Genomic DNA, 25,213 nt, shown 5'->3' with positions numbered 1-25,213 from the left:
CCTGATCCGTTTGTTTCGCTCATGCGCTTTGCCCCTTTCCGACCGTAAATCCGATCACCGTGCCTTTGTCCAGCCTGCGAATATCCAAGCCTTCCCCGTAAATCAGTTTGAGCCGCTCGTGCACGTTCGACAGCCCGATTTTGTTCGACGGCATGCCGCCGCTTCGAATGCGCTCGATCACCGAATCGTCGATGCCGACGCCGGTGTCCGCGATTTCGAACCGCACGTTTTCGCCTGCGTTTTTGACGCGTATCGTAACCGTCCCTTTGCCTTTGTCTTTCAAAATGCCGTGTACGATCGCGTTCTCGACCAGCGGCTGGATAATCAAACTCGGAATCTTCACGTCGGTCTCGTCGTCGATATCGTACTCCACCCGCAAACGGCTGCCGAACCGCGCTTTCTCGATCTCGACGTAGTCCCTCACCTGCTGAAGCTCGCGGTGAACCTCGATCAGCTCGTCGTTCAGCTCCAGATTGTAGCGCAGATAGCCCGATAAGTTGATAATCAGCTCGCGCGCTTTGTCGGGATCGAGACGAATGGACGAAGCGATCGCGTTCAGGGCGTTGAACAGAAAATGCGGGCTGATCTTCGTCTGGAGCGCTTTGATCTCGGCTTTGTCCGCCATCGCCTTAATTTGCTCGACCCGCGACACTTCCATCAGCGTGGAAATGATCTGCGACAATCCGACGGCCAGTTCGCGCAGCGAGTAGGTGATGCGGTGGGCGTTGCGGTAATAGATTTTGAGCGCGCCCGTCACGACGCCTTTTTCCTGCAAAGGGATAATAATCATCGATTTGATCCATTCGTTGCGGTGATCGGCGTCGTTGTTGCGAATCGTGATGCTTCCGCTGCGGATGGTTTCTTTCGTTTCCTCCGTCATGATCTCGTGCCCGATATTGTAGCGCTCCTGACCGAAGCCCGAATACGCCAAAATATGGTTGGTATCCGTAATCGCCACCGCATCCGCGCCGATCTCCTGCTTGATAATGCCGCAGATGCGCAGCAGCGATTCACTGTCGACTTTGCGGAAATAAGGCAGCGTTTTGTTGGCGATATCGAGCGACAGTTTCGCCTGCTTGGCGGCCACGTTTTCTTTTTCTTCCTCCACGCTCTGCACGAGCATCACGATCAGCCCGATCATGACCTGGGCGAGAATCATCGGCGCGGCGATCTTCGACACGATATCGAGTCCCAGCTCGTACGGACGCGCCAGCAGCAGGATCAAACCCATCGTCAGCGCTTCGCAGGCCATGCCGGCGACGATGCCGTATATCCAGCGCTTATGCTTGGGCACGCGCAGATGAATAAAGCCGGACACGACACCCGCCACGATGCTCGTAATCAGGCACGGCACCGCGGTTACGCCGCCGATATCGATCAGATAGCGGTGCACGCCGGCCACGACGCCCGTCACGATCCCGACCCATGGACCGAACAGCAGCCCGCCGGACATAATCGCCACGATGCGCACATTGACGAGCGAGCCTTCCACGCTGATGCCCATATACGTCCCGAAGATCGCGAACAGCCCGAAGATCACGGAGACGGTCATCAGATCCTGCGGGCGGTATTCTTCTTTTTGAAAAACGGCTTTGAAGCGCGGGATGCGCGTCAGCACGAACAAACACATCAGCAGCAGCGAACCGCGTTCGAATAACTGCAAAAAAATAGTGAACGGATGCTTGGGGTCCATAGCGATCGCATTCTCCTTTCACGAATAAGTTACTTGTCAAGCTTAGCTTTTGGGCGAAAAAGAAAGCCGCCGGCGCAGGAGCCGGCGGCGACAGCAATTCTTTGTCCGTTCAGTCGATCAGCTCGCCTTTGAACAAATCACCCGTTTCCAGTGTGCCGCGCAATCCTTCGTAAGCCGGCGACGTCCAGAAGAACGAATCCTCGACCAGCCTCACCGCGTCTTCGCGGGCTTCTTCCAGCACTTTGAAGTCGCTGACCATATCCGCCACTTTGAATTCGGGCAGGCCGCTCTGCTTGGTGCCGAAAAAGTCGCCCGGACCGCGCAGTTCCAGATCGCGCCGCGAGACTTCGAAACCGTCGCTCGTCTCGGTCATCACGCCCATGCGCTGACGGCCCAGCTCCGACTTCGGATCGGCGATCAGCACGCAGGTCGACGCGTGCTCGCCCCGCCCGACGCGTCCGCGCAGCTGGTGCAGCTGCGACAAACCGAACCGGTCCGCGTCCATAATAACCATCAGCGTCGCGTTCGGCACGTCCACCCCGACTTCGACGACGGTGGTCGAGACCAGCACATGCGTCTCGCCGGCGTAGAATTCGCGCATCGTTTCTTCTTTCTCCGCCGCGCTCATGCGGCCGTGCAGCAGACCGACTTTGTAATCCGGCAGCGCTTCGCTCATTTGCAGATGCAGATCGATCGCGTTCTGTACGTCGAGCTTGTCGGACTCTTCGATCAGCGGGCAGATCACGTAAGCCTGGCGGCCCTGTCCGACTTCGCGGCGGATAAAGCCCAGCACCCGCTCCATCATCTCGTGCTTGACCCAGTACGTCTCGATCGGAACGCGTCCCTTCGGCCGCTCCGCGATCGTGGACACGTCCATATCGCCGAACGCCGTAATGGCGAGCGTACGCGGAATCGGCGTCGCCGTCATGGTCAGCACGTCGGGATTGTAGCCTTTGCGGCGCAGCACGCTGCGCTGGTTGACGCCGAAGCGGTGCTGCTCGTCGGTGACGACCAGCGCCAGATCGCGGAAATTGACTTCTTCCTGAATCAGCGCATGCGTGCCGACCAGAATATCGGTCAGGCCCATCTGAAGTCCGGCCAGCAGGTCTTTGCGCTTGCGTCCGGTCACGCTGCTGGTCAGCAGGCCGACGGTGATTCCGAACGGCTCGAACATCTTCTGGAGCGAGCGCGAATGCTGCTCGGCCAGGATTTCCGTCGGCACCATCAGCGCGCCCTGGAAGCCGGAGCGCACCGTCGTATACAGCGCTACGGCGGCCACCGCCGTTTTGCCCGAGCCGACATCGCCCTGCAGCAGCCGGTTCATGCAGTACGGCGAACGCATGTCTTCCAGGATTTCGAGCTCGACCCGCTTCTGCGCGTCGGTCAGTTCGAACGGAAAGCTGCGCACGAACTCGCGGATCGTCGAGTTGGTCGCCGTATGCACGATGCCGTCGCGGCGGTCGCGGTTGAGCGAGCGGAACGCCTGCAGCCTGAGCTGGAACAGGAACAGCTCTTCGTACACCATGCGCTTGCGCGCTTCCTGCCCTTCGGCGATATCGCCGGGCTGGTGCAGCAGGCGGATCGCCTGCGGACGCTGCATCAGCTTGTATTTGTCCACCAGCTGCTGCGGCAGCACTTCTTCCAGCGCTTCGCCGTACTGGTCGAGCGCGCTTGCAATCGCTTTGCGCAGCGAGTTCTGAGTCAGATTGCCGGCGACGGAGTAGACCGGCTGGAGCGAGCCGCTGCGGATCGTGCCGCGGTCCGGGAACTCCGAGTGCGTCACGTTCATCTGCAGCCGGCGTCCGTCCCATTTGCCGGTCACGATGATCTCGCGGTCCAGCTCCAGCTGCTCTTTGAGGTAACCTCGGTTGAACCAGACGGCCGTGAACATCGAATACTCGGCCAGCATTTTGCAGCTCAGCTTCGTTTTCTTGCCGAAGCGCTGCACGATGGGGAGTCCGACGATCTTCGCCTGTACGGTCGCTTTGTCCCCGTCTTTGATCTCGCCCAGCGATTTCTGACGAAAATCTTCGTAGCGAAACGGAAAATATTCGATAAGGTCCTTCACGGTAAAAATGCCAACGGCGTGAAGCTCCTCCGCTCTCCGGGCGCCCACACCGTTGACTTTTTCCACCGGGATTTGATCCAGGCGTATATTCATTATGCTCTCCTTCTATTTAGCGGAAGGCCAGATGTAAATCGCGTTGCACCCCGGCCCGACGTGCGTGCCGACGACGGAGCCGATATGCGAGTAGACCACTTCGCCCACATCGAAATGCTGGCGCAGCAGCGCCAGGATCTCGTCGGCCGAAGCCGGGTCCGCCGTATGGCCGACCGCCACATCGACACGGCCCGCCGCGCCCAGGTCCTGTTTGAACAGCTCGACGACCCGGGCCAGCGCTTTCTTGCGTCCTCTGGCCTTCTCTACGGCGTAAATAACGCCTTCTTTGTCAATGGACAGAATCGGCTTGATGTTCAGCAGCGCGCCCAGCACGGCGGCCGCTTTGCCGATCCGCCCGCCTTTTTGCAGATACTCCAGCGTATCGACGAGGAAGTACAGCTTGCGCGCGCTCTTGAGCCGCTCGACTTCGGCTTCGATCTCCCGCGAAGTGCTGCCGGCCCGCGCCATCTCGGCGGCCCGCACGACCATCAGCCCGAAGCCGTACGAAGCGGAGCGCGAATCGATCAGGGTGATATCGGCTTCCTGTTCCAGCATGGAATGTCCCAGCGTAGCGGACTGGAACGTTCCGCTCATCCCGGTCGAGATATGGATCGAGACGATCGGCGCGCCGGGATTCTCGTCCAGAATTTTCTGATACGCTGCGGTGAACTCGACCGGCGACGGCTGCGAGGTCGTGGGCAGTTTATTGGAGGCGACCAGGCGCCTGTAGAATTCCGGCGCTTTGATATCGAAGCCGTCGAGCAGCGCTTCGTCGCCGAACATGACTTTGAGCGGAACGACCGTAATGCCGAGGCGTTCCACCAGTTCATCGGGAATATCGGCCGTGCTGTCCGTTACGATAATCGGATTCATCCTGTCACCGTCCTTTTAAGTGAGGAGCGGCCGTGTTCGGCCTCTACTGCTTGGAAAGTCCTGTTCGTTTGGAACCCGCAGCGGCTGCGGAGAAAATTCGTTAGCGTATTCTTACGATGTGTCTTTCTTCGAAAGACTTTTAGCGTATTCTTACGATGTGTCTTTCTTCGAAAGACTTTAGGTCGCGTGTTGAAACCAGGAAGATCGATTGGATTCCAGTGGAATCTTCCCGGTTTCAAAAGCGAACGCCTAAGCTTACGTCTCCGAAGTGACTTTCTCCGGAAGTCTTTAGCTCCTTCACTGAATTTTCTCCTCCGCTTGTCGGATTTCTAAACATTAGAACCTTCCAAACAGCTCCGGCCTCAAGCGGCCGGATAGATGCGAGAGAAGATCAAAATCAGGCTTCGACCGAGAACAGGTAATCGTACACCGGCTGGCCGCCGGAATGGAACTCGATCTCGGCGTCCGGGTATTCGGACGACAGCCAATCGGCGAGTTCGGCGGTTTCGTCTTCGACGGCTTCTTCGCCGGCGAGCAGCGTGACCACTTCGTCGCCGCTCTCGATCATGGCGGAGAGCAGCGTGCGGCTGGTCGTCAGGCGGTCGGCGGCGGTCGCAACGATCTTGGAGTTATAGATTCCGATATAATCGCCGGCTTTGATCTCCAGGCCGTCGAACGTGGTGTCGCGTACGGCATGGGTGATCTGCCCGGTCTTGACTTGCTTGAGCGCGTCAAGCATCTGCGACTCGTTGACTTCGGAGTTCTCTTCTTCCTGGAAAGCGAGCGCGGCGGCGATGCCCTGCGGGATGCTATTGCACGGCACGACGGTGATCTGGCGCTCGCCTTCGAGCAGATCGCGCGCCTGCTGGGCGGCCAGCACGATGTTGGAGTTGTTCGGCAGCAGGAAGACATGCTGCGCCGACAGCTGGCCGATCGCGTTAACGAAGTCTTCCGTGCTCGGGTTCATCGTCTGTCCCCCGGACAGCACGATGTCGACGCCGAGACTTTTGAAGATTTCTTCGATGCCCGCTCCGCTCGCCACCGCGATAAAGCCGTAAGGCGCCACTTCGTCGGCGGGCAGCGCGGCCGTTTCTTCGACGGCGGCCGGAGGAGACGGAATATCGGCGAACAGTTCCGGCGACGGCGCGCCGTCCATGCCGGCATGCAGAAGATCGCGGTGCTGCTCGCGCATATTCAGGATATGGATCTGCGTAATCTCGCCGTAGCGGAGCGCGATCGTCATCACTTCGCCCGGCGTTTTGGAATGCACATGCACTTTGACGATATCGTCGTCGGCGATAATAATGATCGAATCGCCGTTTACGGCCAGCGCTCTGCGGAGCGCTTCTTCGTCGAAGCGTTCTCTGGAACCTTCGCCGAGGCTAAGATTAATGAAAAATTCCATATCGTACAGGAATTCGATATTTTCGGTGTCCAATTGGGCCTGCGCCGACAGCGGAACCTGCGTGACGGCCGGCGGAGCGGTCTGCGCGGAAACCGGGCGCGGCTGAGACGTGCCGGCGGCAGGAGCAGACGCCTGCGCGCCCTCGGCGGAACCGTTCTCCAGATGCGCAAGGAAGCCTTCGTAAATATAAACGAGTCCCTGGCCGCCGGAGTCGACGACGCCGACCTGCTTCAGCACCGGAAGCTGTTCCGGCGTGCGGTCGAGCGCCGCCTGGGCCTTGTCAAGCACCTCGCGCATCAGCTCGACGACATCCGTGGTGCGGCGCGATTGCGAAGCCGCATGCTTGGCCGCTTCGCGGGCCACGGTCAGGATCGTGCCTTCGACCGGTTTGACGACCGCTTTGTAAGCCGTATCGACGCCGACCTGCAGCGCCGCGGCGAATTGAATCGCATTCAATTCCGTATGCGTCGAAGCATAGCGGCCGAAGCCGCGGAACAGCTGAGACAGAATCACGCCGGAATTGCCGCGCGCGCCCATCAGCAGTCCTTTGGACAGCACCGTGGCCGATTGTCCGATCGATGCGGAACTGCGCTCGCGCAGCTCGGCAACGCCCGCCGTCATGGTCAGGTTCATGTTTGTGCCGGTATCGCCGTCGGGCACCGGGAATACGTTCAGCGCATTGACGTGCTCCGCCTGCCGCGAAAGCCGTTCCGCTCCGGCCAATACCATGCCGGTAAAATCATTTCCGTTAATCGAACGCCTGCTCAATGAAAAATCCCCTTCCTAAACCTTGCTCGGATAAGCAAACGCCCTGCTTCTGTTCAGGTCCGTCCGCCGTCTGTATGGATCTGGAGCTCTGTATGTTTATCCGCTGCGCGGCGCTCTCTTGCTGCCTTGTTATCGCCGCTCTCTCTATAGGTATACCCGTGCGGCGGCAGGCCGATTGCAATCGTTCGCGCTTTGCTTGCGATGCATACGTGCGGCCCGCTTTCCGGTTCCATACAACATGAGCCTTTTGCAAAATCCGGACAAGAATTCAAAGCAGATTTTGCAAAAGGCCCCATCTAACATTGTACTATAAGCTTACGTAGAAATAAATAAAGTTTTTAGAACCGTTGACGGAGCTTTTTTACGTATGTTATGATGATTTAAGTGTTGCTTTATGTAGGTTTTATCTAGGCAAGGAGGTGTCATTCATGGCTCGCAGATGTTTTGTAACGGGTAAGAAACCAAGCTCCGGTAACCACGTTTCCCACGCCAACAACCGCAATCGTCGTACTTGGGGAGTTAACGTCCAGAAGGTTCGTATCCTCGTAAACGGCAAACCGAAACGTGTATACGTCAGCACCCGGGCTCTCAAATCCGGTAAAGTGACTCGCGTTTAATCGAGATATAAGACGAGAAAGCCCCTTCGTTTGCGAAGGGGCTTTTAGTTTTTTTTCCCGAGAACGTGAATACGCGCCTGAAGAAAACACATGCAGAAAACAGATGGAGACACGCAAAAAGCGCCGTCGACTTCATGCGAAAAAAGCCGAAGCTTGTTCCCCCGCGGGAAAAGCTTCGGCTTTTTGCCATTCAAACTACTCGTTCCAAACGGCCGGACCGCTTACATCAATCCCATTCGATAGCGGACGGACGCGACCAGCACGGTGAAAAACAAAAAGTAAACGACCGCCCAGATCACGAACGCGATGCGTCTTCCGCGCGTTTCGTTGTTGCGAAAAAACCAGATGGCGATTACCGCGGCCAACAGGCCGACCAATGCGTTGAACGGCAGCGGCAGAAAAGCGAAGACCGAAATCAGCAGACCGGTGGCCGATGCCGCAAAAGCAAGCGCCAGCGTCGATTTGAACGTCATACGCTTCGGTCCGCGCTGGCGCGAATCACACGGATCGCTTCCGCCCGGTCGCTCGCGCCGTATACCGCGCTGCCGGCAACCAGCACGTCCGCGCCGGCTTCCACGACTCGGGGCGCCGTATCCGCCGTAATGCCGCCGTCGACTTCGATATGCAGATCCCGCAGCCCCAGCGAGTTCGCCAGTTCGCGGGTTTCGCGGACTTTGTTCACGGCGCGCTCGATAAACGCCTGGCCGCCAAAGCCCGGATTGACGGTCATGATCAGCACCAGGTCCAGATCTTCAATCACTTCGCGGATCGCCGATACCGGCGTCGCCGGATTCAAAGCCACGCCGGCTTTGACGCCGTGCTCTTTGATCAGATGTACGACCCGGTGCAGATGCACGCAGGCTTCGGTATGCACCGTAATGACGGCCGCTCCGGCTTTGGCGAATTCCGGTATGTAATTCTCCGGGTTCTCGATCATCAGGTGCACGTCGAGCGGCAGCTGCGTAAGCGGCGCGATCGAGCGCATTACCGGCGCGCCGAACGTAATATTCGGGACGAAATGGCCGTCCATTACGTCGACGTGCAGCCAGTCCGCTCCGCCGGCCTCCACTTCTTTCACTTCCGCGCCGAGCTTCGAGAAGTCCGCGGACAATATCGAAGGAGCAATCAATACCATAAGTCAGTACCTCCGTTTCTTGTCTTTCATCTCCTGGTTGAAAGCGGCGTAATGCCGATAGCGGCTTTCCGCGATCTCGCCGCGCTCCAGGGCTTCGCGAACTTTGCAGCCGGGCTCGTGCAGATGCGTGCAGCCCCGGAATTTGCAGCCTTCGGCCAGCGGCACGAACTCGCGGAAGCAGCCCGCCAGTTCCTCGATGCCCAGTTCGAGAAAATCGAGCTGGCTGAAGCCCGGCGTATCGGCGATATAGCCCCCGCCCGCAAGTTCCACCAGCTCCACATGCCGCGTCGTATGCCGGCCGCGGCCGAGCTTCATGCTGATCTCGCTCGTCAGCAGATCCAGATTCGGGAACATCGCGTTCAGCAGCGAAGACTTGCCGACGCCCGATTGCCCGGAGAACACGCTGATCTCGCCGGCCAGCCGCTCGCGCAGCCGGTCCGCGCCGATTCCGCGCGGCGAACTGGTCTCCAGCACTTCGTAGCCAATCGATTCGTACAGCGCTTTGGCGCGTTCCACCGCGCCGCGCGTTTCTTCGTCGTCTTCGCCGATCAGATCCATCTTGGTCAGACAGATCAGCGCGTCGAGTCCTTCGTGCTCGATATGCACCAGGAATTTGTCGAGCAAATTCAGATTCAGATCCGGTTCCTTGACCGAGAACACCAGGACCGCCAGATCGACATTCGCCACCGGCGGACGGATCAGTTCGGAGGTGCGGGGCTTGAGCTCGGTTACGGTGCCCTCCCCGTTCTCGGTCCGTTCATATACGACCCGGTCGCCGACGAGCGGCGGCTTGCCTTTGAGGCGGAACACTCCGCGCGCCCGGCACTGCACCGATGCGTCTTCGGGAGCCGCGCCGTCCTCTTTCACATAATAATATCCGCTTAACGCTTTAACGATTAATCCTTCGGGCATGCTTCACCGTCCTTTTTTCGGACCGGACGATAACGCGCCGCGCGGCGCGTTATCGTCCGTTTCCGTGTTCAACTGCCTTATCGTGTCCGCGTCCGTTGACAGGAGCGCGCGCCGAAACGTTCTCGACTTTGCCGGACGGAACCAGGGCGGAAGGATCGGTTTCTTCGCCGCCTTCCGGTTGTCCCGGATCGTCCTGCTGCTGATCGGTGCCGTCCTGATTCTGCGCATCCGTGTTGTCTTCCGGAGGCGGCTGGGTATCGGCAGCGCCGCCGTCGCCGTCGGTCTCCCCGGCGCCGTCTCCTTCCTGCCCGCCCTGCGGGTCGCCGCCCGGTTCTTCGGCCGGCGGTTCCACAGGATCTTCTTCCGGAGGAGGCGTCACTTCCGGTTCTTTCTCCGGAAGCTTCGGCTGCTGGTAAGTCCCGTCTTTGGCGCCGGTGTAATCGACCGTGTAGGAATCCACGTATTCGCCGTCCCGAAGCACTACGACCGATCCGTTGCGGTTCGGCGCCAGCACCAGCGGAATCTGGAAGATGCGCAGCGAAGAAATCGTCGCCGTGCCGAAGTCGATGTGTTCGCCCCGCGCATCGCTGTATTCGATGCTTATCTTGCTGGCTGCGCCTTCTTGCGAAGGCTCGACCGGCAGATTCAGCGTAAAGTTCAGCGCTTCGGGCGGAACGCCCGTGCTGACCACGATCTTGACCGTGGAGCCCGGTTTCACTTCCGTGCCCGATTCGGGAGCCTGGCTGATGACTTTGCCCTGTTCGACCGTATAGCTCGGCTCTTCCGAAGTGGAAGGCGCCAGCGATTGGGCGTTGATGGCCGCCACCGCCTGATCGCGGGTCTTGCCCGTCACGTCCGGCACCGTCATGTTCTCGACTCCCTTGCTGACGGTCAGCTGCACGACGTCCTCGTCGGGGTCGAACTGATCGTTGGCGTCCGGAGACTGCGCGATCACCGTTCCGGCTTCGGCTTCGTCGAAGACTTCCTTGGACTTGACGCGATCTTCCGAAACGCCGAGCGCCGCCAGCTGTCTCAGCGCGTCGTCGTACGTCCCGTCGGTCACCGCGGGCATCTTGGACAACGGTTTTTCCGCGCCTACCGTCAGCAGCACCGACGCTCCCTGCTTGACCGTCAGCCCTTCCGGCTTGCTCTGCTTGAACACGATGCCCGGTTCGGTGGACGGATCGTATTCCTTTTTGACCCCTTCCACTTCAAGCATTTTCTCGGCCAGGGCGGTCCGCGCCGCGTCTTCGGTCAATCCGAGCACGTTCGGCACCGTCGTGTCCTTCACTACGACCTGATTGCGGACGTACAGGACGACCAGCAGTGCGATCAGCAGGACAAGCAGCGTCGAGCCGATAATAATCGCCGGCTTTTTCCAGTTCTTTTTGCCCGCCGCCTTGCCTTTCTTGCTTCCGTCCGCCGGATCGCCGCGCTGCATTTCCGGCGAAGGCGGCGCATACGAACGAATCGCCGGCACGACCAGCGTGCGGTCGGCGTCGTCCACTTCTTCGAAGTTCACTTTTTCTTCGTCGCGGCGCGACGGCAGCAGGCAGGTATCGAGATTCCGCTGCATTTCGCTTGCCGACGCGTAGCGTTCCGCCGGATTTTTGCGCATCGCCCGGATGATAATGTTCTCCACGCTCTGCGGAATCATCGGATTGAGCTTGCGCGGCTCTTCGTATTCGTCCTGCAGATGCTTGAGCGCCACGCTGATCGGGCTTTCGCCCTGATACGGCAAAGCGCCGGTCAGCATCTGGTACATCACGATGCCGAGCGAATACAGGTCCGATTTCTCGCCGGCCGCGACGCCTTTGGCATGCTCGGGCGAAAAGTAATGCACCGAACCCACGACCGAACCGGTCTGGGTGATCGTCGTCGACGTCACCGCCCGGGCGATCCCGAAATCCGTCACTTTAACCCGTCCGTTGCGGCCGATCAGAATATTGTGCGGCTTGATGTCGCGGTGAATAATCTGATTGTTGTGCGCGTGATCGAGCGCGTCGCAAATCTGGGACGCGATTCGCACCGCTTCTTCGGTCGGCAGCGGAGCCCGCTCCTTGATCACTTCGTCGAGATCGCGGCCTTCGATATATTCCATAACGATATACTGCACTTCGCCGTCCTGGCCCACGTCGTAGATGCTGACGATATTGGGATGGGACAGCGAAGCCGCCGACTGCGCTTCGCGCCGGAAACGGCGGATGAACTCGTCGTCGTGCATAAACTGCTGACGCAGCACTTTAACCGCGACGAAGCGGTTCAGCAGCAGGTCGAGCGCTTTGTACACCAGCGCCATGCCTCCGCCGCCCACGCGTTCTATAATTTCGTAGCGGCCGCTGAACACCTGACCGATCATTGTACCCACTCCTTCGTCGCCGCATCCTGCCCGGCGCGCCCGTTCTCGAACAGCGCGACGGTGATATTGTCGTCGCCTCCGGAATTGAGCGCCATGCGAATCAGTTTATGCGCCCGGTCTTCGAGCGCTTCGCCGGATTTGAGCACCGTGCGCAGCATCTCGCTTTCGGCTACGAAGTTGCTGAGTCCGTCGCTGCACAGAATCAGCGCTTCTCCCGACGCGAGGGCGAGGCGATCCAGATCGACCTTTACCTCGGCGTCGGTGCCGAGCGCCCGCGTCAGCACGTTGCGCCGCGGATGCGAGCCCGCTTCCTTCGCGCTGATCTGCCCGCTTTTGAGCAGCTCGTTGACGAGCGTATGATCGTCGGTCAGGCGCTCTATGCCTTCCGCCGTAATCTTGTAAGCCCGGCTGTCGCCGATGTGGGCGATTACGCCTTCCGTTCCGCTGAGCAGCACGGCCACTACGGTCGTGCCCATATTGTGATAACGGATATCGGACTCTCCCTGACGATGCACGACTTCGTTGGCATGCAGAATCGCGTCGCTGAGCGCCGCTCCGCAGGCTTCCGGCGACAAGCCCGCTTCGAGTCCGCCCAGATCGGCGACGATCGTCTCGACCGTCAGCCGGCTTGCCGTATCCCCGGCCAGGTGGCCGCCCATTCCGTCCGCCACGATCCCCAGCGTATAGCCGCCCGGCTTGATCCGGCCGACCCAGCTCAGGTCTTCGTTGACGCTGCGCACGTTTCCGATATGAGTTGCATGAACGGTATGAATCACCATATTCACCTCGCAGCCTTTTCCTGTCCTTTTTCCATATGCTTGGCGCGCAGCTGGCCGCAGGCCGCCGCAATATCGTGTCCCTGCTCGCGGCGGATCGTCGCGTTGATGCCGTTCTCGGTCAGAATGCGCTGGAAGTTGAAAATATCGCTGCGCGACGTGCGCACGTATTTGCGTTCCGGCACGTGGTTGACCGGGATCAGGTTGACGTGCGCCATGCGGGTCTTCAGCACGTCGGCCAGTTCCTGCGCGTGCTCGGCCTGGTCGTTTACGCCGCCGATCAGCGCGTATTCGAACGTCAGGCGGCGGCCCGTTTTCTCGAAATAGTAATCGAGCGAAGCGATCACGTCGTCGAACGGATAACGGCGGTTGACCGGCATCAGCTTTGAACGCAGCTTGTCGTTCGGCGCGTGGATGGAGATCGCCAGGTTGATCTGCGTGTCCTCGTCGGCGAATTTGTAAATATTCGGCACGATGCCGCTCGTCGAGACCGTAATATGGCGCTGGCCGATATTCAGTCCTTTTTCGTGAATCATGATGCGCAGGAATTTCATGGTGGCGTCGTAGTTCTCGAACGGCTCGCCGGAGCCCATGATGACGATGCTGCTGACGCGTTCGCCGTCGACGTCCAGAATCTTCTGCGCTTCGACGACCTGGGCCACGATCTCGCCGGCCGTCAGGTTGCGCTTGAGTCCGCCCAGCGTGGACGCGCAGAACGTGCAGCCGATGCGGCAGCCGACCTGGGTCGTGACGCAGATGCTGTTGCCGTAGTTGTGCTTCATAATGACGGTCTCGATCGCATGCTCGTCGTGCAGGCCGAACAGGAATTTTACGGTGCCGTCTTTGGACTTGAATTTGGTGATCTCGCTCAGTGTGACGAAAGCGAACTGTTCATCCAGTTTGCCGCGCAGCGATTTCGACAGGTTGGTCATTTCTTCGAAATTCGAGACTCTTTTGACGTACAGCCAATCGAAGATTTGATCGGCGCGGAACGCGGCTTCCCCGTTCGCCGTTACCCATTCCCGCAGATCGTCGAGATTGTAATCGTATATGAAAGGTTTCATGTTGTCGGTTATCCCCTTGTTTGTTCAATTTATCGCTTTCCATCTCATCTATTTTAGCATAAAACCCGTTCATGCTAAAGAGGAACCCCCGGCCGACCCGCGAAGGCGCTGCCTGGGTTCCTCTGTTATATCGGCACACCGGACCGAAAGACTCAATCCGGACCGCCCCGTTCGTTAGGCCGAATCAGCTTCTGCGGCGCAGCCGGGCGATATAGAAACCGTCCGAACCGAATTGATGCGGCAAAATTTGCATGCCCGCCCCGCCGGTCTGCGGCGCGTTCTCAAGCGAGGGAACGTCGAACGGTTCCGAAACGAATTCCGCGTGATCGCGCAGGAACTCCGCCACCGCCCGCTGATTTTCTTCGCGCTCGATCGTGCAGGTGCTGTACACGAGGATGCCGCCCGGCTTGACCAGCCCGGCGACGGAACCCAGCAGCTGGCGCTGCAGCTTTGCGATCGAGGCCGCGTCGTCCGGCGTTTTGGCCCAGCGAAGATCCGGCTTGCGCCGGATAACGCCGAAGCCCGAGCACGGCGCGTCGAGCAGCACACGGTCGAACGAAGCCGGTTCGTACCGGTCTTTGAGCGTCAAAGCGTCGCCGACGCTCGTCTCGACGCAGGACAGATTCAGCCGCTCGGCCTGCTCCGCGATCAGCCCCTGCTTGTGTTCGTGCAGATCGTTGGCGACGATCTCGCCGCGGTTCTGCATCTTTTCGGCGATATGCGCCGTTTTGCCGCCCGGGGCGGCGCAGCAGTCGAGCACTTTCATGCCCGGCTCCGGCGCCAGCGCTTCGGCGACGAGCATCGAGCTTTCGTCCTGGATGCTGAACCGGCCGTCCCGATAACCGTGATCGTCCGCCAGATTCCCGCCGCTTTCGACAATCACGCCTAGCGGAGACAATTCCGAAGCGCGAACTGTCCGGCCTTCGGCTTCCAGCTCGCCAAGCAGTTCTTCGCGGCTGCCGCGCAGCGTATTGACGCGCAGGCTCGTTTTGGGCGGCTGATTGTTCGCCGCGCAGACGGCTTCCGCCGTTTCTTCGCCGTACTGGGCGATCCAGCGTTCGACCAGCCACAGCGGATGCGAGTGCTCAAGCGCGATCCGCTCCGCCGCCGGCAGATCGTCCGGCAGGGTCAATTCGCCCTCTTCGCGCAGAATGCTGCGCAGCACGCCGTTGACCATCGAAGCGATGCCCTGGTGGCCCCGCTTCTTGGCGATCTCGACCGCTTCGTTCACCGCCGCGTGCGGCGGAATCCGGTCCAGATACCGGATCTGGTACAGCGACATGCGCAGCAGGCTGCGCACCCACGGATTCAGGCGCTTCACGCCGCTTTTGATAAAGCGGTTCAGGAAATAATCCAGCGTCGCCTGACGCGCGATCGTGCCGTATACCAGCTCGGTGGCGAGCCCCGAGTCCGCCGGACTCAGTTCCGCGCGCTGCAAAGCGCGGTTCAGCAGCAGATTGCTGTACGCGGCGTCTTCTTCGACGCCGGCCAGTACGTTCAGCGCGACTTCGCGCGCCGTCGCCTGCACTTTGCGTCTGCGCGGCGCTTCGCCGCCGCGGGCGCCGGACTGCGGCGCCGAAGTGCCGCCTGCGGCTTTGGCCGCGATACGCTCGGCCGCGCTCGCCGGCTTGGAGCGCTGCGGCGTTGGGGCCGCCGCGGCTCCCGTCTGCCGGCGCTGCGGCGCTGCCGGCGCGCCGCTTTGAACCGAAGCCGATTGCGGCTTCGGTTTCGCTGCCGGCCGGGGCCCGGCCTGCGCTTCGCGTTTGACGCCGGCGTTTGCTGCGGCATCCGGCTTCGCCGGCGCGCCCGCTCGAAGCTTCGCTTCGGCCTGCGCGCCGATTCCCGCCGACGGCCTGCCCGCGCCGCCGGGCGCCGCTTTGCGGCTTTCGGCGTTTTGGCGGTTTGCCGCCGGTTTGCCGCTGCCGCTTTGCTTGAAGCCCGCCTCCGGTTTGCGGGCGCCCGTCGGCTTCGCGCCGGCTGCCGGTTTGCCTGCGCCGCTGGATTTCGCGCCCGACGCCGCTTTGCGGCTGCCGCTTTTGCCGCGGTCTTCCGTTTTGTTGCCACCGTCTTTTTTATTCCGCTCGGCTTTTTTCGGACGCTCCGCCGCTTTGTTCGGATCGAAGCCGCCCGGCGATTTCGTTCCTCCGCCGAAGATCCGGATACCCGGCTCGCCCGAGCGTTTTCCTTTTTCTCCGTTTCCGCTCATCCCAGCACCGTCCCGCTCTTCATTGCCGTGCCGCGCGCAAAGTCGGACACCGGCATCGCTTTTTTACCGGCCGGCTGCACTTTCGTCAGCCGCACGGCTCCGCCGCCGCAGGCGACGACAATCGCTTTTGCGCTCACGTCCAGCACCGTGCCGGGCGCCGCCCCGCCTTCGGGACCGTTATCTTCGGGCCGCTCGACTTCCCAGACCTTGAACACTTCTTCGTTCCACAGCGTATAGCCGCCGGAGAACGGAGACAATCCGCGCACCCGGTTGAAGATTTCGCGCGGCGAACGCGTCCAGTCGATCCGCTCGTCGCCTCGCGTCAGATTCGGCGCGTAAGAAGCCAGCGACTCGTCCTGCGGCTCCGCGTCCACGCGGCCGGCCAGCAAGCGCGGAAGCTCGCTTTTCAGCAGCTCTGCACCCGCGGCGCCCATTTTCCCGAACAACGTGCCCGACGTGTCCTCGTCCGTAATGTCCACTTCGCGCTTCGCGATCATATCGCCCGTATCCAGTCCCGCGGCCATATACATCAACGTAATGCCGGTCTTGGTCTCGCCGTTGATAATCGAGCGTTGGATCGGCGCGCCGCCGCGATAAGCCGGCAGCAGCGATCCGTGCACGTTGACGCAGCCCAGCTCCGGCACGCTCAGCAGCGACTTGGGCAGAATCTGGCCGTAAGCCGCCGTAACGATCAGATCGGGATGAAACGAAGCCAGTTCCTCGACCGCTTCTTTGTCGCGCATCCGATCGGGCTGAAGCACCGGCAGATGACGGCGCAGCGCCGCTTCCTTGACCGGAGACGGCGTGAGCACCTTTTTGCGTCCCTGCGGACGGTCAGGCTGGGTGACGACGGCCACGATATTGCACTCCGATTCCAGCAGCGCTTCCAGGCAGGATACCGCAAACTGCGGCGTTCCCATAAATACTACTCTTTTCATTCCGTTCACTCCTTTGCCGCGCTGTCCGGCACGATGTCGTATACGTTCTCGGCGATATCCGTAAACAGCACGCCGTCCAAATGGTCGATCTCATGCTGAAACGCCCTGGCCAGCAGCTCGCTGCCCGTCACGGTAAACTCGGCGCCTTCGCGGTCCAGTCCTTTGACCGTAACCGTCATCGCCCGGCGCACGTCGCCTTGAAAACCGGGGATGCTGAGGCAGCCTTCGGCCCCGAACTGCTCGCCGTCGCGTTCCACAATCTCCGGGTTGATCATCGCGATCAGACCGTTCTCGTCGCCTGCGTCGATGACGATAATGCGTTTGAGAATGCCGACCTGCGGAGCCGCCAGGCCCACGCCGTCCGCATCGTACATCGTTTCCGCCATATCGTCCATCAATTTCCGGACGTTCGGCGTAATCTTGGTTACTTCTTTGGCTTTTTTGTGCAGCACTTCATCGGGTTCTTTAACAATCAATCGAATCGACATGGTCGAGCACCTTCCTTTTTTCAAAACGTTATGCGTAAAAAAAGCGCGGAAATCCGCGCAGGGCCGAAACTGCCGGGAGCCCGGCGCGAAAAAGCGGTGAGGGAGAAGTCCTCTTCTCCCGGCCGCTCCGCCTTACATCATGACCTGGGGATCGACGTCGATGCTGATCAGCAGATCCTGCTCTTTCGCCGTATCTTCCAGCTCGTCCGCGATCTCTCTGACCAGCAGGGCGGCGTCCATTTCTCCCCGCCATTTTATCATACATTGAAATCTGTATCTATTCTTGATCCGCGGAATCGGCGACGCGATCGGTCCGAGCAGGTCCAGCGCTTCCGAACTCAGCCGGTCCAGCCGGGTCAACCAGCCGCGAGCCCTCGCTTTTTCTTTCACCATCGCCGCGTAATTTTCCGCCATCCGCACCACGACCGGAAGCTTTTCGTGAGAAAAAGTCACGAGGATCAGCCGGCAGTACGGCGGATAGCCGAGCTTGCGCCGGTGGCCCAGTTCTTCGCGCACAAACGAATGGTAGTCATGCTTGGACGCATGCAGAATCGAGTAATGATCGGGATTGTACGACTGGATAAACACTTCGCCCGGCAGATGGTGACGGCCCGCGCGTCCCGCCACCTGCGTCAGCAGCTGGAACGTTTTCTCGGCCGCGCGGAAATCGGGCAGATTGAGCGCCGAATCCGCGGTGATAACGCCGACCAGCGTCACGTCCGGGAAGTCCAGTCCTTTGGCGACCATCTGCGTGCCGAGCAGCACATCGCCTTTCTTGTCGCGGAACTGCTGCAGCAACTTTTCGTGCGAGCCTTTTTCGCTTGTCGTATCGACGTCCATCCGAACGACCCGGATGCCGGGGAACAGCTTCGCCAATTCTTCCTCGACCCGCTGGGTGCCGGTGCCGAAATAGCGGATATGTTCGCTGCCGCATTCCGGGCACGTCTCCGGCACCGGCTCGGCGTGGCCGCAGTAGTGGCAGCGCAAATTGTTCGAGCGCTGGTGATAGGTCAGCGAGATATCGCAGTTCGGACACTCGGCGACGTAACCGCAGGTGCGGCACATCACGAACGTCGAGTAGCCGCGCCGATTCAGCAGCAGCACCGTTTGTTCTTTGCGTTCCAGACGCTGCTCGATCGCTGTGTGCAGCTCGCGGCTGAACATGGAGCGGTTGCCTTCTTTGAGTTCTTCGCGCATATCGACGATCTTGACTCCCGGCAGTTCGCTGCCGAGCGCGCGCAGCGAAATCTCCGCCAGCAGCGGGGAGAAATGCGGATCGCTCTGCGAGCGGGCGGCGTGATAAGTTTCCAGCGAAGGCGTCGCCGAGCCCAGGATCACGACCGCGTTATGCTGCTCCGCGCGTTTGACCGACACGTTGCGGGCATGATACTTCGGGCTCTCTTCCTGTTTGTAGGACGATTCGTGCTCTTCATCCATAACGATCAGGCCGATGTCTTTGAAAGGAGCGAAGACCGCCGATCTCGCGCCGATCGCCACCTGTACCCGGCCTTCGCGGATCTTGCGCCATTCGTCGTAACGCTCGCCGCCGGACAGACGGCTGTGCATCACGGCCACTTTCGAGCCGAAGCGGCTTTTGAACCGTTCGACCATCTGCGGCGTCAGCGAGATCTCGGGCACCAGTACGATCGCCTGCCGGCCCTGCGCGATGCAGCGTTCGATACACTGCAAATACACTTCCGTTTTGCCGCTGCCGGTAATGCCGTGCAGCAGGAACACGCCTTCCCTGCGCTCGTTCAGCTGGCCGACGACGGAATCGTACACCTGCTGCTGCTCGCCCGTCAGCCGGGGCGCTTCGCTCGGCTTGAAGCGGCGCCCTTCGTACGGATCGCGGAATACTTCCACGTCTTCCAGCCGCACCAGCCCTTTGTCTTCCAGCGACTTGACGGCGCTCGCCGTCACGCCGAGCGCGCTCAGCACTTCTTTCATGGGCATCGGCACGCCGAGCTCGATCAGCAGCGCAAACACTTCTTTTTGCTTTTTGGCCCGGGCCGGGAAATTCTCCAGCTCTTCCGCCGCGCGCTGCGCGTCGACGTTGAGCACGACCGTTTTGATCGTTTTGCGGCCCATCCGGTCGCGGATCTCCTGGCTCTCGAACAGCAGCCCGCCGCGGATCAGCGCCTGGACCGTCCGCTCGCGCCCCGGAAAGTTCTGCCGGAGCTGCTCCGCTTTGACCTGTCCCCGGCTGCGCACGTATTCCACAATCTCCCCCGCGCCCGAAGCGTCCGGCTGCGAGCCGAACAGAGTCGGCTCCGCCGCGTCTTCCGGCATCGACGCCAGCGCGTCTTCGATCGCCGAGCTTTCGCCGGCGTCTCCTTCGGCAAGCGCCGCATGGATAAAGCGTTCCGCTTTGCCTTTGAGCGCGGACGGGATCATCGCCTGCAGCGCCGTCGTTTCGTGGCAGGCGTACTTCTCCGCGATCCAGCTCCCCAGCTCGACCAGATCCTCCGGCAGCGGAGGCACCAGATCGAGCAGATCGCGGATCGGTTTGATCCGGCCGTGCTTATACTCGCTCTCGTCGGTAAAGCCGACGACAAACCCCTGCACCGTGCGTCCGCCGAACGGCACGCCGACCCGGCTGCCGACCGCGATCCATTCCTTCATTTCTTCGGGAACGCGGTAGTCGAACGGACGGCTGACCGCCCGCACCGGCACATCCACGATCACCCGCGCAAAATTCATCGCAGCGCTCCCTCGCTCATTCGGCGCGACGCTTCGAGCAGAATTTCGCGCGCCGTGCTGTATTTGGACTGCTTTGGCAGCGCGCCGATCTCGCCTTCGCGCCCGAACAGCCGCACGATATTCGTATCGCTGCCGAATCCCGCGCCTGTCTGGGTCACGTCGTTGGCGACCAGCAGGTCGCAGTTTTTACGCTGGAGCTTCTCGGCCGCGTATACGTCGAGATCGTGCGTTTCCGCCGCGAAGCCGATCAGGAACTGATGCTCTTTCTGCGCGCCGAGCGTCTGCAGCACATCGACCGTTTTGACCAACTGCAGCGACATGGTGTCGCCCAGCTTTTTGATTTTGCGCGGGGCGCTCGATTTCGGCCGATAATCGGCGATCGCCGCCGACATAATCAGCACGTCGGTATTCGGCCATTCGTTCAAGCAGGCCTCGTACATGTCCTCGGCCGATTCGATCCGGATTGTTTCGATGCCGGCCGGCAGCGGGATCTGCACTTTGCCGGCGATCAGCTTGACCTGCGCGCCCATATCCCGGGCCGCCATGGCGAGCGCCGCGCCCATTTTGCCGGAAGAATCGTTCGTGATATAGCGCACGGGATCGATTCGTTCGATCGTGCCGCCCGCCGTCACGACGATCTTCTTGCCCGCGAGCGGACGGTCTTCGGAGCGTTGAAGAAGCGCATCGGAAGAAGCCTCGGCTTCTTCCGCCGATTCCGGCGCCGAGCCGATCCCAAGCACGCCGTCCGCCCCCGCGGTTTCTTCGGGCGAAACGATCGGGAACGCCTGCGGCCCCGGATCGAGGAACTCGCTCTGCGTTTCAATGGAAGGTTCCGTCGATGCCGCGGCGAAAGCGCCGGCGGCGTTCGCCGTCCGGTCGCCGAAGAAGCTGCGCACCACTTCCACGATCGTTTCCGGCTCTTCCAGACGTCCTTTGCCGACATAACCGCAGGCCAGCATTCCGCTGCCCGGCTCGATCATCATGACGCCTCGGTCGGTCAGGACGCGCATATTGTGCACGACGGCCGGATGACTGTACATATGCACATTCATCGCCGGCGCGATCATGACCGGAGCGGTCACGGCCAGCAGCGTCGTGGACAGCATGTCGTCGGCGATGCCGTTGGCCAGCTTGCCGATGATATTCGCCGTCGCCGGCGCAATCAGCACCAGGTCGGCTTTGTCGGCCAGATCGATATGGTTGACGACTTTCGGGTTGCGTTCGTCGAACGTATCGGTATAAACATCGTTTCGCGTCAGCACCTGGAGCGTCAGAGCCGGGATAAAGCGCAGCGCGGATTCCGTCATGATCACATGCACGTCCGCTCCCGCTTTGACCAGCTGGCTGCACAGCGCCGCGGCTTTGTAAGCCGCGATTCCTCCCGTTACGCCGAGCAGAATCTTTTTCCCGTTCAACATTTCGTTTCCCCCTCCTGAAAAAAAATAACAACCTTTCGGTTGTTAAGATCGGAGCCGTTTCCGCGATGTGTTTGCCCGGAGAACAATCGTGCTTCCGCTTTCCGGAAACGCGCTTCTCCGCCGCTGCGGGCTCCGCCGACTGCTTATCGGATATATCCGGTCCGTGGGCAGCCGCAATCGCCGGCGTTGTTCCGGCTTATGCGCCGCTTATCGGAACGTATACTACAGGTTGCGTTTGCCTTTTTGCTCTTCGACGACTTCGTTCTCGTCGCGCGCTTCGAGGCGGATGTAATCGCCGTAAATCTCTTCGAGCGCCACGCCTACGTATTTGTGCGATTTGGCCCGCTGAAGTTCGGTTTCCGAACCTTCGCGCAGCTGTCTGGCCCGTCTGCTGGCCGCTACGACCAGGGAATACTTACTGTCTACTTTGGTCATGATCTTGTCGATGGAAGGATACAGCATATGAATATCGTCCTCTCTTCGCTCCCCGTTCCCGTACGCCCGCGCGCCGGCGGGGAAGCTTCCGGTTATCCGGCAATCTGGTCGGCCGAAGCCTTGGTTCTACTTGACGATCCGGCAGTGTTCCGCCACAATGATCGATTCGATCCGCATACAGGCCAGATCGACTTCGTCGTTGACGACGGAATAATCGTAATGGCGCATCAGGGCGATCTCGTCTTCGGCCACGGACAGACGGTTGTCGATCACCGACGCCGTTTCCGTGCCGCGTCCGACGATCCGCTCCCGCAGTTCGTCGATCGAAGGCGGAGTCAGGAAAATAAACACGCCGTCCGGAAACGTTTCTTTCACTTTGAGCGCGCCCTGCACTTCGATCTCCAAAATGATATCGTTGCCCGCTTCGATCGTCTGTTCGACGAAATCGCGGGGCGTGCCGTAATAATTGTCGACGTACTGCGCATATTCGAGCAGCTGATCGTTTTCGATCATGGTCAGGAACTCGTCGCGGCTTTTGAAAAAATAATTTACGCCGTGCTGTTCGCCCGCCCGGGGCGACCGGGTCGTCGCCGACACCGAGTATACCAGCCCGGTCAATCTTTTGCGCAGCGCGCTGCACACCGTTCCCTTGCCGACTCCCGAAGGTCCGGACAGTACAATCAGTAACCCTTTAGACATAGTTCTCTCCATTATTCGTCGTTATCGTCGTCTTTGGTCGACAGTCGGTGAGCCACCGTCTCCGGCTGAACCGCCGACAAAATGACATGATCGCTGTCGGTGATAATAACGGCGCGCGTTCTGCGGCCGTATGTCGCGTCGATCAGCATATGCCTGTCGCGAGCCTCCTGAATGATGCGCTTGATCGGCGCGGATTCCGGGCTTACGATGGAAATGATTCGGTTGGCCGATACAATGTTCCCGAAGCCGATATTGATGAGCTTGATTGCCATGTCCAGGTTTTCCCCCTAATTAAGTTCGGTTACTCTCTCGTTTATCGGGCCGGCGCCCGGCCGTTATTCGAGATTGGCGGCCTGCTCGCGCATCTTCTCAAGCTCCGCTTTCATCTCGACGACATGGCCTCCGAGCGCCAAATGATTCGCCTTCGATCCGATCGTATTGACCTCTCTGTTCATTTCCTGAATGAGGAAGTCGAGCTTGCGTCCTTTCGGTTCCGCGCCGGCCAGCAGTTCGCGGCACTGGCCGAAATGGCTGCCCAGCCTCGCCAGTTCCTCGTCGATGCTGCACCGGTCGGCGAACAGCGCCACTTCCATGCCGATGCGGTGCTCGTCGAGCGCGAAGCTTCCATCCTGCAGTTCCGTCAGGCGCTGCCGGAGCCGGCTCCGGTAATCTTCGACCACCGTCGGCGCAAGCCGCTTCAGCTCGGCATGGGAAGCGGCCAGGTTGTCCAGGCGAATCCGGCAGTCTTCCGACAGGTGGCTTCCTTCCGAACCTCGCATGCGCACCAGTTCCTCGAGCGCTTTGCCCAGACCTTCGAGCAGGACCGGTTCCCAATCCGCGTTCTCTTCCTCCGGCGCCGAAGCTTCCGAAGGAACCATCACGTCGGGCAGGGCCAGCAGTTCCGAAGCGCTCAGCCGTCCGTCGATTCCGTAAACCCGTGCCAGTTCTTCGGCGGCCTTGATATAAGATTCGGCCGCCGCGCGGTCGAGCGCCAGCGCCGTTCCCGCCGATTCGCTCTCCCGCGTGACGTATACGTCAATCCGCCCGCGTTTGACATGCTGCTGTACGAGCCGCCGGAGACCTTCCTCGAAACTGTTCCATTCCCGGGGCATCCGAAGTACGACTTCGCAGTAGCGATGATTGACGGATTTGACCTCAAATTGAATTTTGTATCCGCCGCGCTGCATGGCGGACTGACCGTAGCCGGTCATGCTGAAAGACATCGTCATCACATCCGTTACCCTATTTTAATGGATTATGGAATCCGAAACAAGGGGTACGAACGCAGCATCGCATTTTCGTTTTCCGGCTTCCTTCCGCTTTGCGGGGCGGCCGTTCTTTTCCTCCGCTTCGAAGAACCCGTTTTTGCAAAACGGACTTGATTCTCTTTAAGTAAAGATATATACTGAAATTATTAAAGTTGCTTTAATAAATAAACCAAAAAAAAGATTTGGGAGATGAGCATTATGCATCTGCTCGGACAGCATCACGTCTCGATCATGACCGGCAAAGCCGAGAAGAACTTTGAATTTTTCACGAAGGTACTGGGCATGCGCCTGGTCAAAAAGTCCGTCAATCAGGACAATACAACGTCTTATCATTTGTTCTACGGCGACGCGGTGGCAAGCCCCGGCACGGAAGTGACTTACTTCGACTATCCGGGAATCGGGCCTTCCTATCACGGGATCTCCAGCATCTCCGCTACTTCGCTCAGAGTGCCGACCACGGCCTCGCTGGAATTCTGGGCTTCGCGGCTCGACTTCTTCGGCGTCAAGCGCGAAGAGATCGAAGGCCGGGCGGGCCGCGATACGCTGGCTTTCGAAGACTTCGAAGGCACCCGCCTGATTCTTGCCGCCGACAACGACGAAAGCGGCGTCGCGCCCGGCACCCCGTGGGCGGCGGACGGCATTCCGCTCGAACACGCCGTCGTCGGCCTCGGCCCGGTTACGCTGACCGTCGGCGATCCGAAGCCGACCGCGCTCGCGCTGACGCAGCTGCTCGGTTTCCGCAAAGTCGGTTCGTACCCTTCGCTCGCCGGCGACTTCGCCGAGATCGAAGTGTTCGCCACGGGCGAAGGCGGCTCCGGCGCCGAAGTGCATGTGGAAGCCCGGCCGGATCTGCCGCGCGCCCGGCTCGGACGCGGCGGCGTTCACCATGTGGCGTTCCGCATCCCGAATGAAGAAGAATACGCCAAATGGATCGACCGCATCGCCGCCAGCGGCCTGCCGAATTCGGGCCGCGTCGACCGGGACTACTTCCGAGCGCTGTATTTCCGCGAGCCGAACGGCATCCTGTTCGAGCTTTCGACCGACACTCCGGGATTCGATATCGACGAACCGGTCGAATCGCTGGGCGAGAAGCTCGGCCTGCCTTCGTTCCTGGAACACCGCCGCGCCGAGATCGAAGCGAATCTGCGTCCGCTCGATCTGTAAGCCGGAGGTTTTTACGCCGCCGGTCCGATTTCGATCCAAAAAAGCGAGCCCCCCCTGCACGCACGACGCGCAGGGAGGCTCGCTTGCTTTGCTTATCCGGCGCGGCCTCGCTTCAAGAGCATCGGCCGCGCCGT

General features: G+C 60.3%; 21 protein-coding genes. 2 read left to right on the top strand and 19 right to left on the bottom strand.

The features are described 5' to 3' along the window. Positions 1–19: 19 nt before the first annotated feature. The 4 genes from QWJ34_RS06405 to QWJ34_RS06390 all read right to left on the bottom strand — a co-directional run bounded on the left by QWJ34_RS06405 (position 20) and on the right by QWJ34_RS06390 (position 6,900). A complete protein-coding gene (locus tag QWJ34_RS06405; RefSeq protein ID WP_302726234.1) occupies positions 20–1,693 on the bottom strand; it encodes a sensor histidine kinase in 1,674 nt (557 codons plus the stop codon). A gap of 109 nt (positions 1,694–1,802) precedes the next feature. Continuing rightward, positions 1,803–3,854 carry an ATP-dependent DNA helicase RecG gene (gene recG, locus QWJ34_RS06400; protein WP_302726233.1) on the bottom strand — a complete coding sequence of 684 codons (2,052 nt, stop codon included), beginning with the start codon at positions 3,852–3,854 and terminating at the stop codon, positions 1,803–1,805. A gap of 12 nt (positions 3,855–3,866) precedes the next feature. Next, on the bottom strand, positions 3,867–4,727 hold the full coding sequence (locus QWJ34_RS06395) for a DegV family protein (RefSeq protein ID WP_302726232.1): 861 nt from the start codon (positions 4,725–4,727) through the stop codon (positions 3,867–3,869). A 397-nt stretch (positions 4,728–5,124) separates the two neighbouring features. After that, the gene (locus QWJ34_RS06390) at positions 5,125–6,900 is read right to left on the bottom strand and encodes a DAK2 domain-containing protein (protein WP_302726231.1); all 1,776 of its coding nucleotides are present in this window, start codon (positions 6,898–6,900) and stop codon (positions 5,125–5,127) included. Between the two features lie 428 nt (positions 6,901–7,328). Here QWJ34_RS06390 and rpmB point away from each other — a divergent pair, with 428 nt between their 5' ends. Continuing rightward, positions 7,329–7,517: a 50S ribosomal protein L28 gene (gene rpmB / locus QWJ34_RS06385; RefSeq protein ID WP_302726230.1), complete on the top strand. Its 189-nt coding sequence runs from the start codon at positions 7,329–7,331 to the stop codon at positions 7,515–7,517. A 221-nt stretch (positions 7,518–7,738) separates the two neighbouring features. Here the strand turns inward: rpmB and QWJ34_RS06380 are convergent, their stop codons facing one another. The 15 genes from QWJ34_RS06380 to QWJ34_RS06310 all read right to left on the bottom strand — a co-directional run bounded on the left by QWJ34_RS06380 (position 7,739) and on the right by QWJ34_RS06310 (position 23,870). Continuing rightward, a complete protein-coding gene (locus QWJ34_RS06380; RefSeq protein ID WP_302726229.1) occupies positions 7,739–7,990 on the bottom strand; it encodes a hypothetical protein in 252 nt (83 codons plus the stop codon). Then, positions 7,987–8,652: a ribulose-phosphate 3-epimerase gene (gene rpe, locus QWJ34_RS06375; protein ID WP_302726228.1), complete on the bottom strand. Its 666-nt coding sequence runs from the start codon at positions 8,650–8,652 to the stop codon at positions 7,987–7,989. The genes QWJ34_RS06380 and rpe overlap by 4 nt, the downstream gene beginning before the upstream one ends. 3 nt (positions 8,653–8,655) lie before the next feature. Beyond that, positions 8,656–9,564 (bottom strand): ribosome small subunit-dependent GTPase A, encoded by a 909-nt coding sequence (rsgA, locus tag QWJ34_RS06370; RefSeq protein WP_302726227.1) that lies wholly within the window; start codon positions 9,562–9,564, stop codon positions 8,656–8,658. A gap of 49 nt (positions 9,565–9,613) precedes the next feature. Further along, positions 9,614–11,923: a Stk1 family PASTA domain-containing Ser/Thr kinase gene (gene pknB / locus QWJ34_RS06365; RefSeq protein ID WP_302726226.1), complete on the bottom strand. Its 2,310-nt coding sequence runs from the start codon at positions 11,921–11,923 to the stop codon at positions 9,614–9,616. Beyond that, the gene (locus QWJ34_RS06360) at positions 11,920–12,699 is read right to left on the bottom strand and encodes a Stp1/IreP family PP2C-type Ser/Thr phosphatase (RefSeq protein ID WP_302726713.1); all 780 of its coding nucleotides are present in this window, start codon (positions 12,697–12,699) and stop codon (positions 11,920–11,922) included. Before QWJ34_RS06360 ends, pknB begins: the two co-directional genes overlap by 4 nt. 5 nt (positions 12,700–12,704) lie before the next feature. Next, the gene (gene rlmN, locus QWJ34_RS06355) at positions 12,705–13,763 is read right to left on the bottom strand and encodes a dual-specificity RNA methyltransferase RlmN (protein ID WP_302726225.1); all 1,059 of its coding nucleotides are present in this window, start codon (positions 13,761–13,763) and stop codon (positions 12,705–12,707) included. Between the two features lie 184 nt (positions 13,764–13,947). Continuing rightward, entirely contained in the window at positions 13,948–15,291 is a 1,344-nt protein-coding gene (gene rsmB, locus QWJ34_RS06350) for a 16S rRNA (cytosine(967)-C(5))-methyltransferase RsmB (RefSeq protein WP_302726711.1), read from the bottom strand. 674 nt (positions 15,292–15,965) lie between these two features. After that, on the bottom strand, positions 15,966–16,907 hold the full coding sequence (gene fmt, locus QWJ34_RS06345) for a methionyl-tRNA formyltransferase (RefSeq protein WP_302726224.1): 942 nt from the start codon (positions 16,905–16,907) through the stop codon (positions 15,966–15,968). 5 nt (positions 16,908–16,912) lie between these two features. Further along, positions 16,913–17,395, bottom strand: a complete 483-nt coding sequence (def, locus tag QWJ34_RS06340) for a peptide deformylase (protein ID WP_302726223.1) — start codon at positions 17,393–17,395, stop codon at positions 16,913–16,915. Between the two features lie 132 nt (positions 17,396–17,527). Further along, positions 17,528–20,095, bottom strand: a complete 2,568-nt coding sequence (gene priA / locus QWJ34_RS06335; RefSeq protein ID WP_302726222.1) for a primosomal protein N' — start codon at positions 20,093–20,095, stop codon at positions 17,528–17,530. Next, positions 20,092–21,513: a bifunctional phosphopantothenoylcysteine decarboxylase/phosphopantothenate--cysteine ligase CoaBC gene (coaBC, locus tag QWJ34_RS06330; RefSeq protein ID WP_302726221.1), complete on the bottom strand. Its 1,422-nt coding sequence runs from the start codon at positions 21,511–21,513 to the stop codon at positions 20,092–20,094. Before coaBC ends, priA begins: the two co-directional genes overlap by 4 nt. 222 nt (positions 21,514–21,735) lie before the next feature. Further along, entirely contained in the window at positions 21,736–21,975 is a 240-nt protein-coding gene (gene rpoZ / locus QWJ34_RS06325) for a DNA-directed RNA polymerase subunit omega (protein WP_302726220.1), read from the bottom strand. Positions 21,976–22,074: 99 nt separating this feature from the next. Continuing rightward, positions 22,075–22,647, bottom strand: a complete 573-nt coding sequence (gene gmk / locus QWJ34_RS06320; RefSeq protein ID WP_302726219.1) for a guanylate kinase — start codon at positions 22,645–22,647, stop codon at positions 22,075–22,077. 11 nt (positions 22,648–22,658) lie between these two features. Next, positions 22,659–22,919, bottom strand: a complete 261-nt coding sequence (gene remA, locus QWJ34_RS06315) for an extracellular matrix/biofilm regulator RemA (protein WP_005548256.1) — start codon at positions 22,917–22,919, stop codon at positions 22,659–22,661. A 63-nt stretch (positions 22,920–22,982) separates the two neighbouring features. Then, positions 22,983–23,870 (bottom strand): YicC/YloC family endoribonuclease, encoded by an 888-nt coding sequence (locus QWJ34_RS06310; RefSeq protein WP_302726218.1) that lies wholly within the window; start codon positions 23,868–23,870, stop codon positions 22,983–22,985. A 243-nt stretch (positions 23,871–24,113) separates the two neighbouring features. Between QWJ34_RS06310 and QWJ34_RS06305 the strand changes: the two genes are divergently transcribed. After that, positions 24,114–25,079 (top strand): ring-cleaving dioxygenase, encoded by a 966-nt coding sequence (locus QWJ34_RS06305; RefSeq protein WP_302726710.1) that lies wholly within the window; start codon positions 24,114–24,116, stop codon positions 25,077–25,079. Positions 25,080–25,213: the final 134 nt, after the last annotated feature.

The sequence above is a fragment of the Saccharibacillus sp. CPCC 101409 genome, from assembly GCF_030518235.1.
In the GTDB taxonomy this organism is placed as follows: domain Bacteria; phylum Bacillota; class Bacilli; order Paenibacillales; family Paenibacillaceae; genus Saccharibacillus.
This window is presented reverse-complemented; position numbering and strand designations above follow the sequence as displayed.

What these genes read in the sequence shown, in the direction of transcription:
- QWJ34_RS06310 (WP_302726218.1), bottom strand. Translation starts at nt 23,870, where the DNA reads ATGTCTTTCAGCATGACCGGCTACGGTCAGTCCGCCATGCAGCGCGGC.
- def (WP_302726223.1), bottom strand. Translation starts at nt 17,395, where the DNA reads ATGTCGATTCGATTGATTGTTAAAGAACCCGATGAAGTGCTGCACAAA.
- rlmN (WP_302726225.1), bottom strand. Translation starts at nt 13,763, where the DNA reads ATGAAACCTTTCATATACGATTACAATCTCGACGATCTGCGGGAATGG.
- QWJ34_RS06305 (WP_302726710.1), top strand. Translation starts at nt 24,114, where the DNA reads ATGCATCTGCTCGGACAGCATCACGTCTCGATCATGACCGGCAAAGCC.
- remA (WP_005548256.1), bottom strand. Translation starts at nt 22,919, where the DNA reads ATGGCAATCAAGCTCATCAATATCGGCTTCGGGAACATTGTATCGGCC.
- rpmB (WP_302726230.1), top strand. Translation starts at nt 7,329, where the DNA reads ATGGCTCGCAGATGTTTTGTAACGGGTAAGAAACCAAGCTCCGGTAAC.
- rpoZ (WP_302726220.1), bottom strand. Translation starts at nt 21,975, where the DNA reads ATGCTGTATCCTTCCATCGACAAGATCATGACCAAAGTAGACAGTAAG.
- QWJ34_RS06405 (WP_302726234.1), bottom strand. Translation starts at nt 1,693, where the DNA reads ATGGACCCCAAGCATCCGTTCACTATTTTTTTGCAGTTATTCGAACGC.
- rpe (WP_302726228.1), bottom strand. Translation starts at nt 8,652, where the DNA reads ATGGTATTGATTGCTCCTTCGATATTGTCCGCGGACTTCTCGAAGCTC.
- recG (WP_302726233.1), bottom strand. Translation starts at nt 3,854, where the DNA reads ATGAATATACGCCTGGATCAAATCCCGGTGGAAAAAGTCAACGGTGTG.
- fmt (WP_302726224.1), bottom strand. Translation starts at nt 16,907, where the DNA reads ATGAAAAGAGTAGTATTTATGGGAACGCCGCAGTTTGCGGTATCCTGC.
- QWJ34_RS06395 (WP_302726232.1), bottom strand. Translation starts at nt 4,727, where the DNA reads ATGAATCCGATTATCGTAACGGACAGCACGGCCGATATTCCCGATGAA.
- gmk (WP_302726219.1), bottom strand. Translation starts at nt 22,647, where the DNA reads ATGTCTAAAGGGTTACTGATTGTACTGTCCGGACCTTCGGGAGTCGGC.
- pknB (WP_302726226.1), bottom strand. Translation starts at nt 11,923, where the DNA reads ATGATCGGTCAGGTGTTCAGCGGCCGCTACGAAATTATAGAACGCGTG.
- priA (WP_302726222.1), bottom strand. Translation starts at nt 20,095, where the DNA reads ATGAATTTTGCGCGGGTGATCGTGGATGTGCCGGTGCGGGCGGTCAGC.
- coaBC (WP_302726221.1), bottom strand. Translation starts at nt 21,513, where the DNA reads ATGTTGAACGGGAAAAAGATTCTGCTCGGCGTAACGGGAGGAATCGCG.
- rsgA (WP_302726227.1), bottom strand. Translation starts at nt 9,564, where the DNA reads ATGCCCGAAGGATTAATCGTTAAAGCGTTAAGCGGATATTATTATGTG.
- QWJ34_RS06380 (WP_302726229.1), bottom strand. Translation starts at nt 7,990, where the DNA reads ATGACGTTCAAATCGACGCTGGCGCTTGCTTTTGCGGCATCGGCCACC.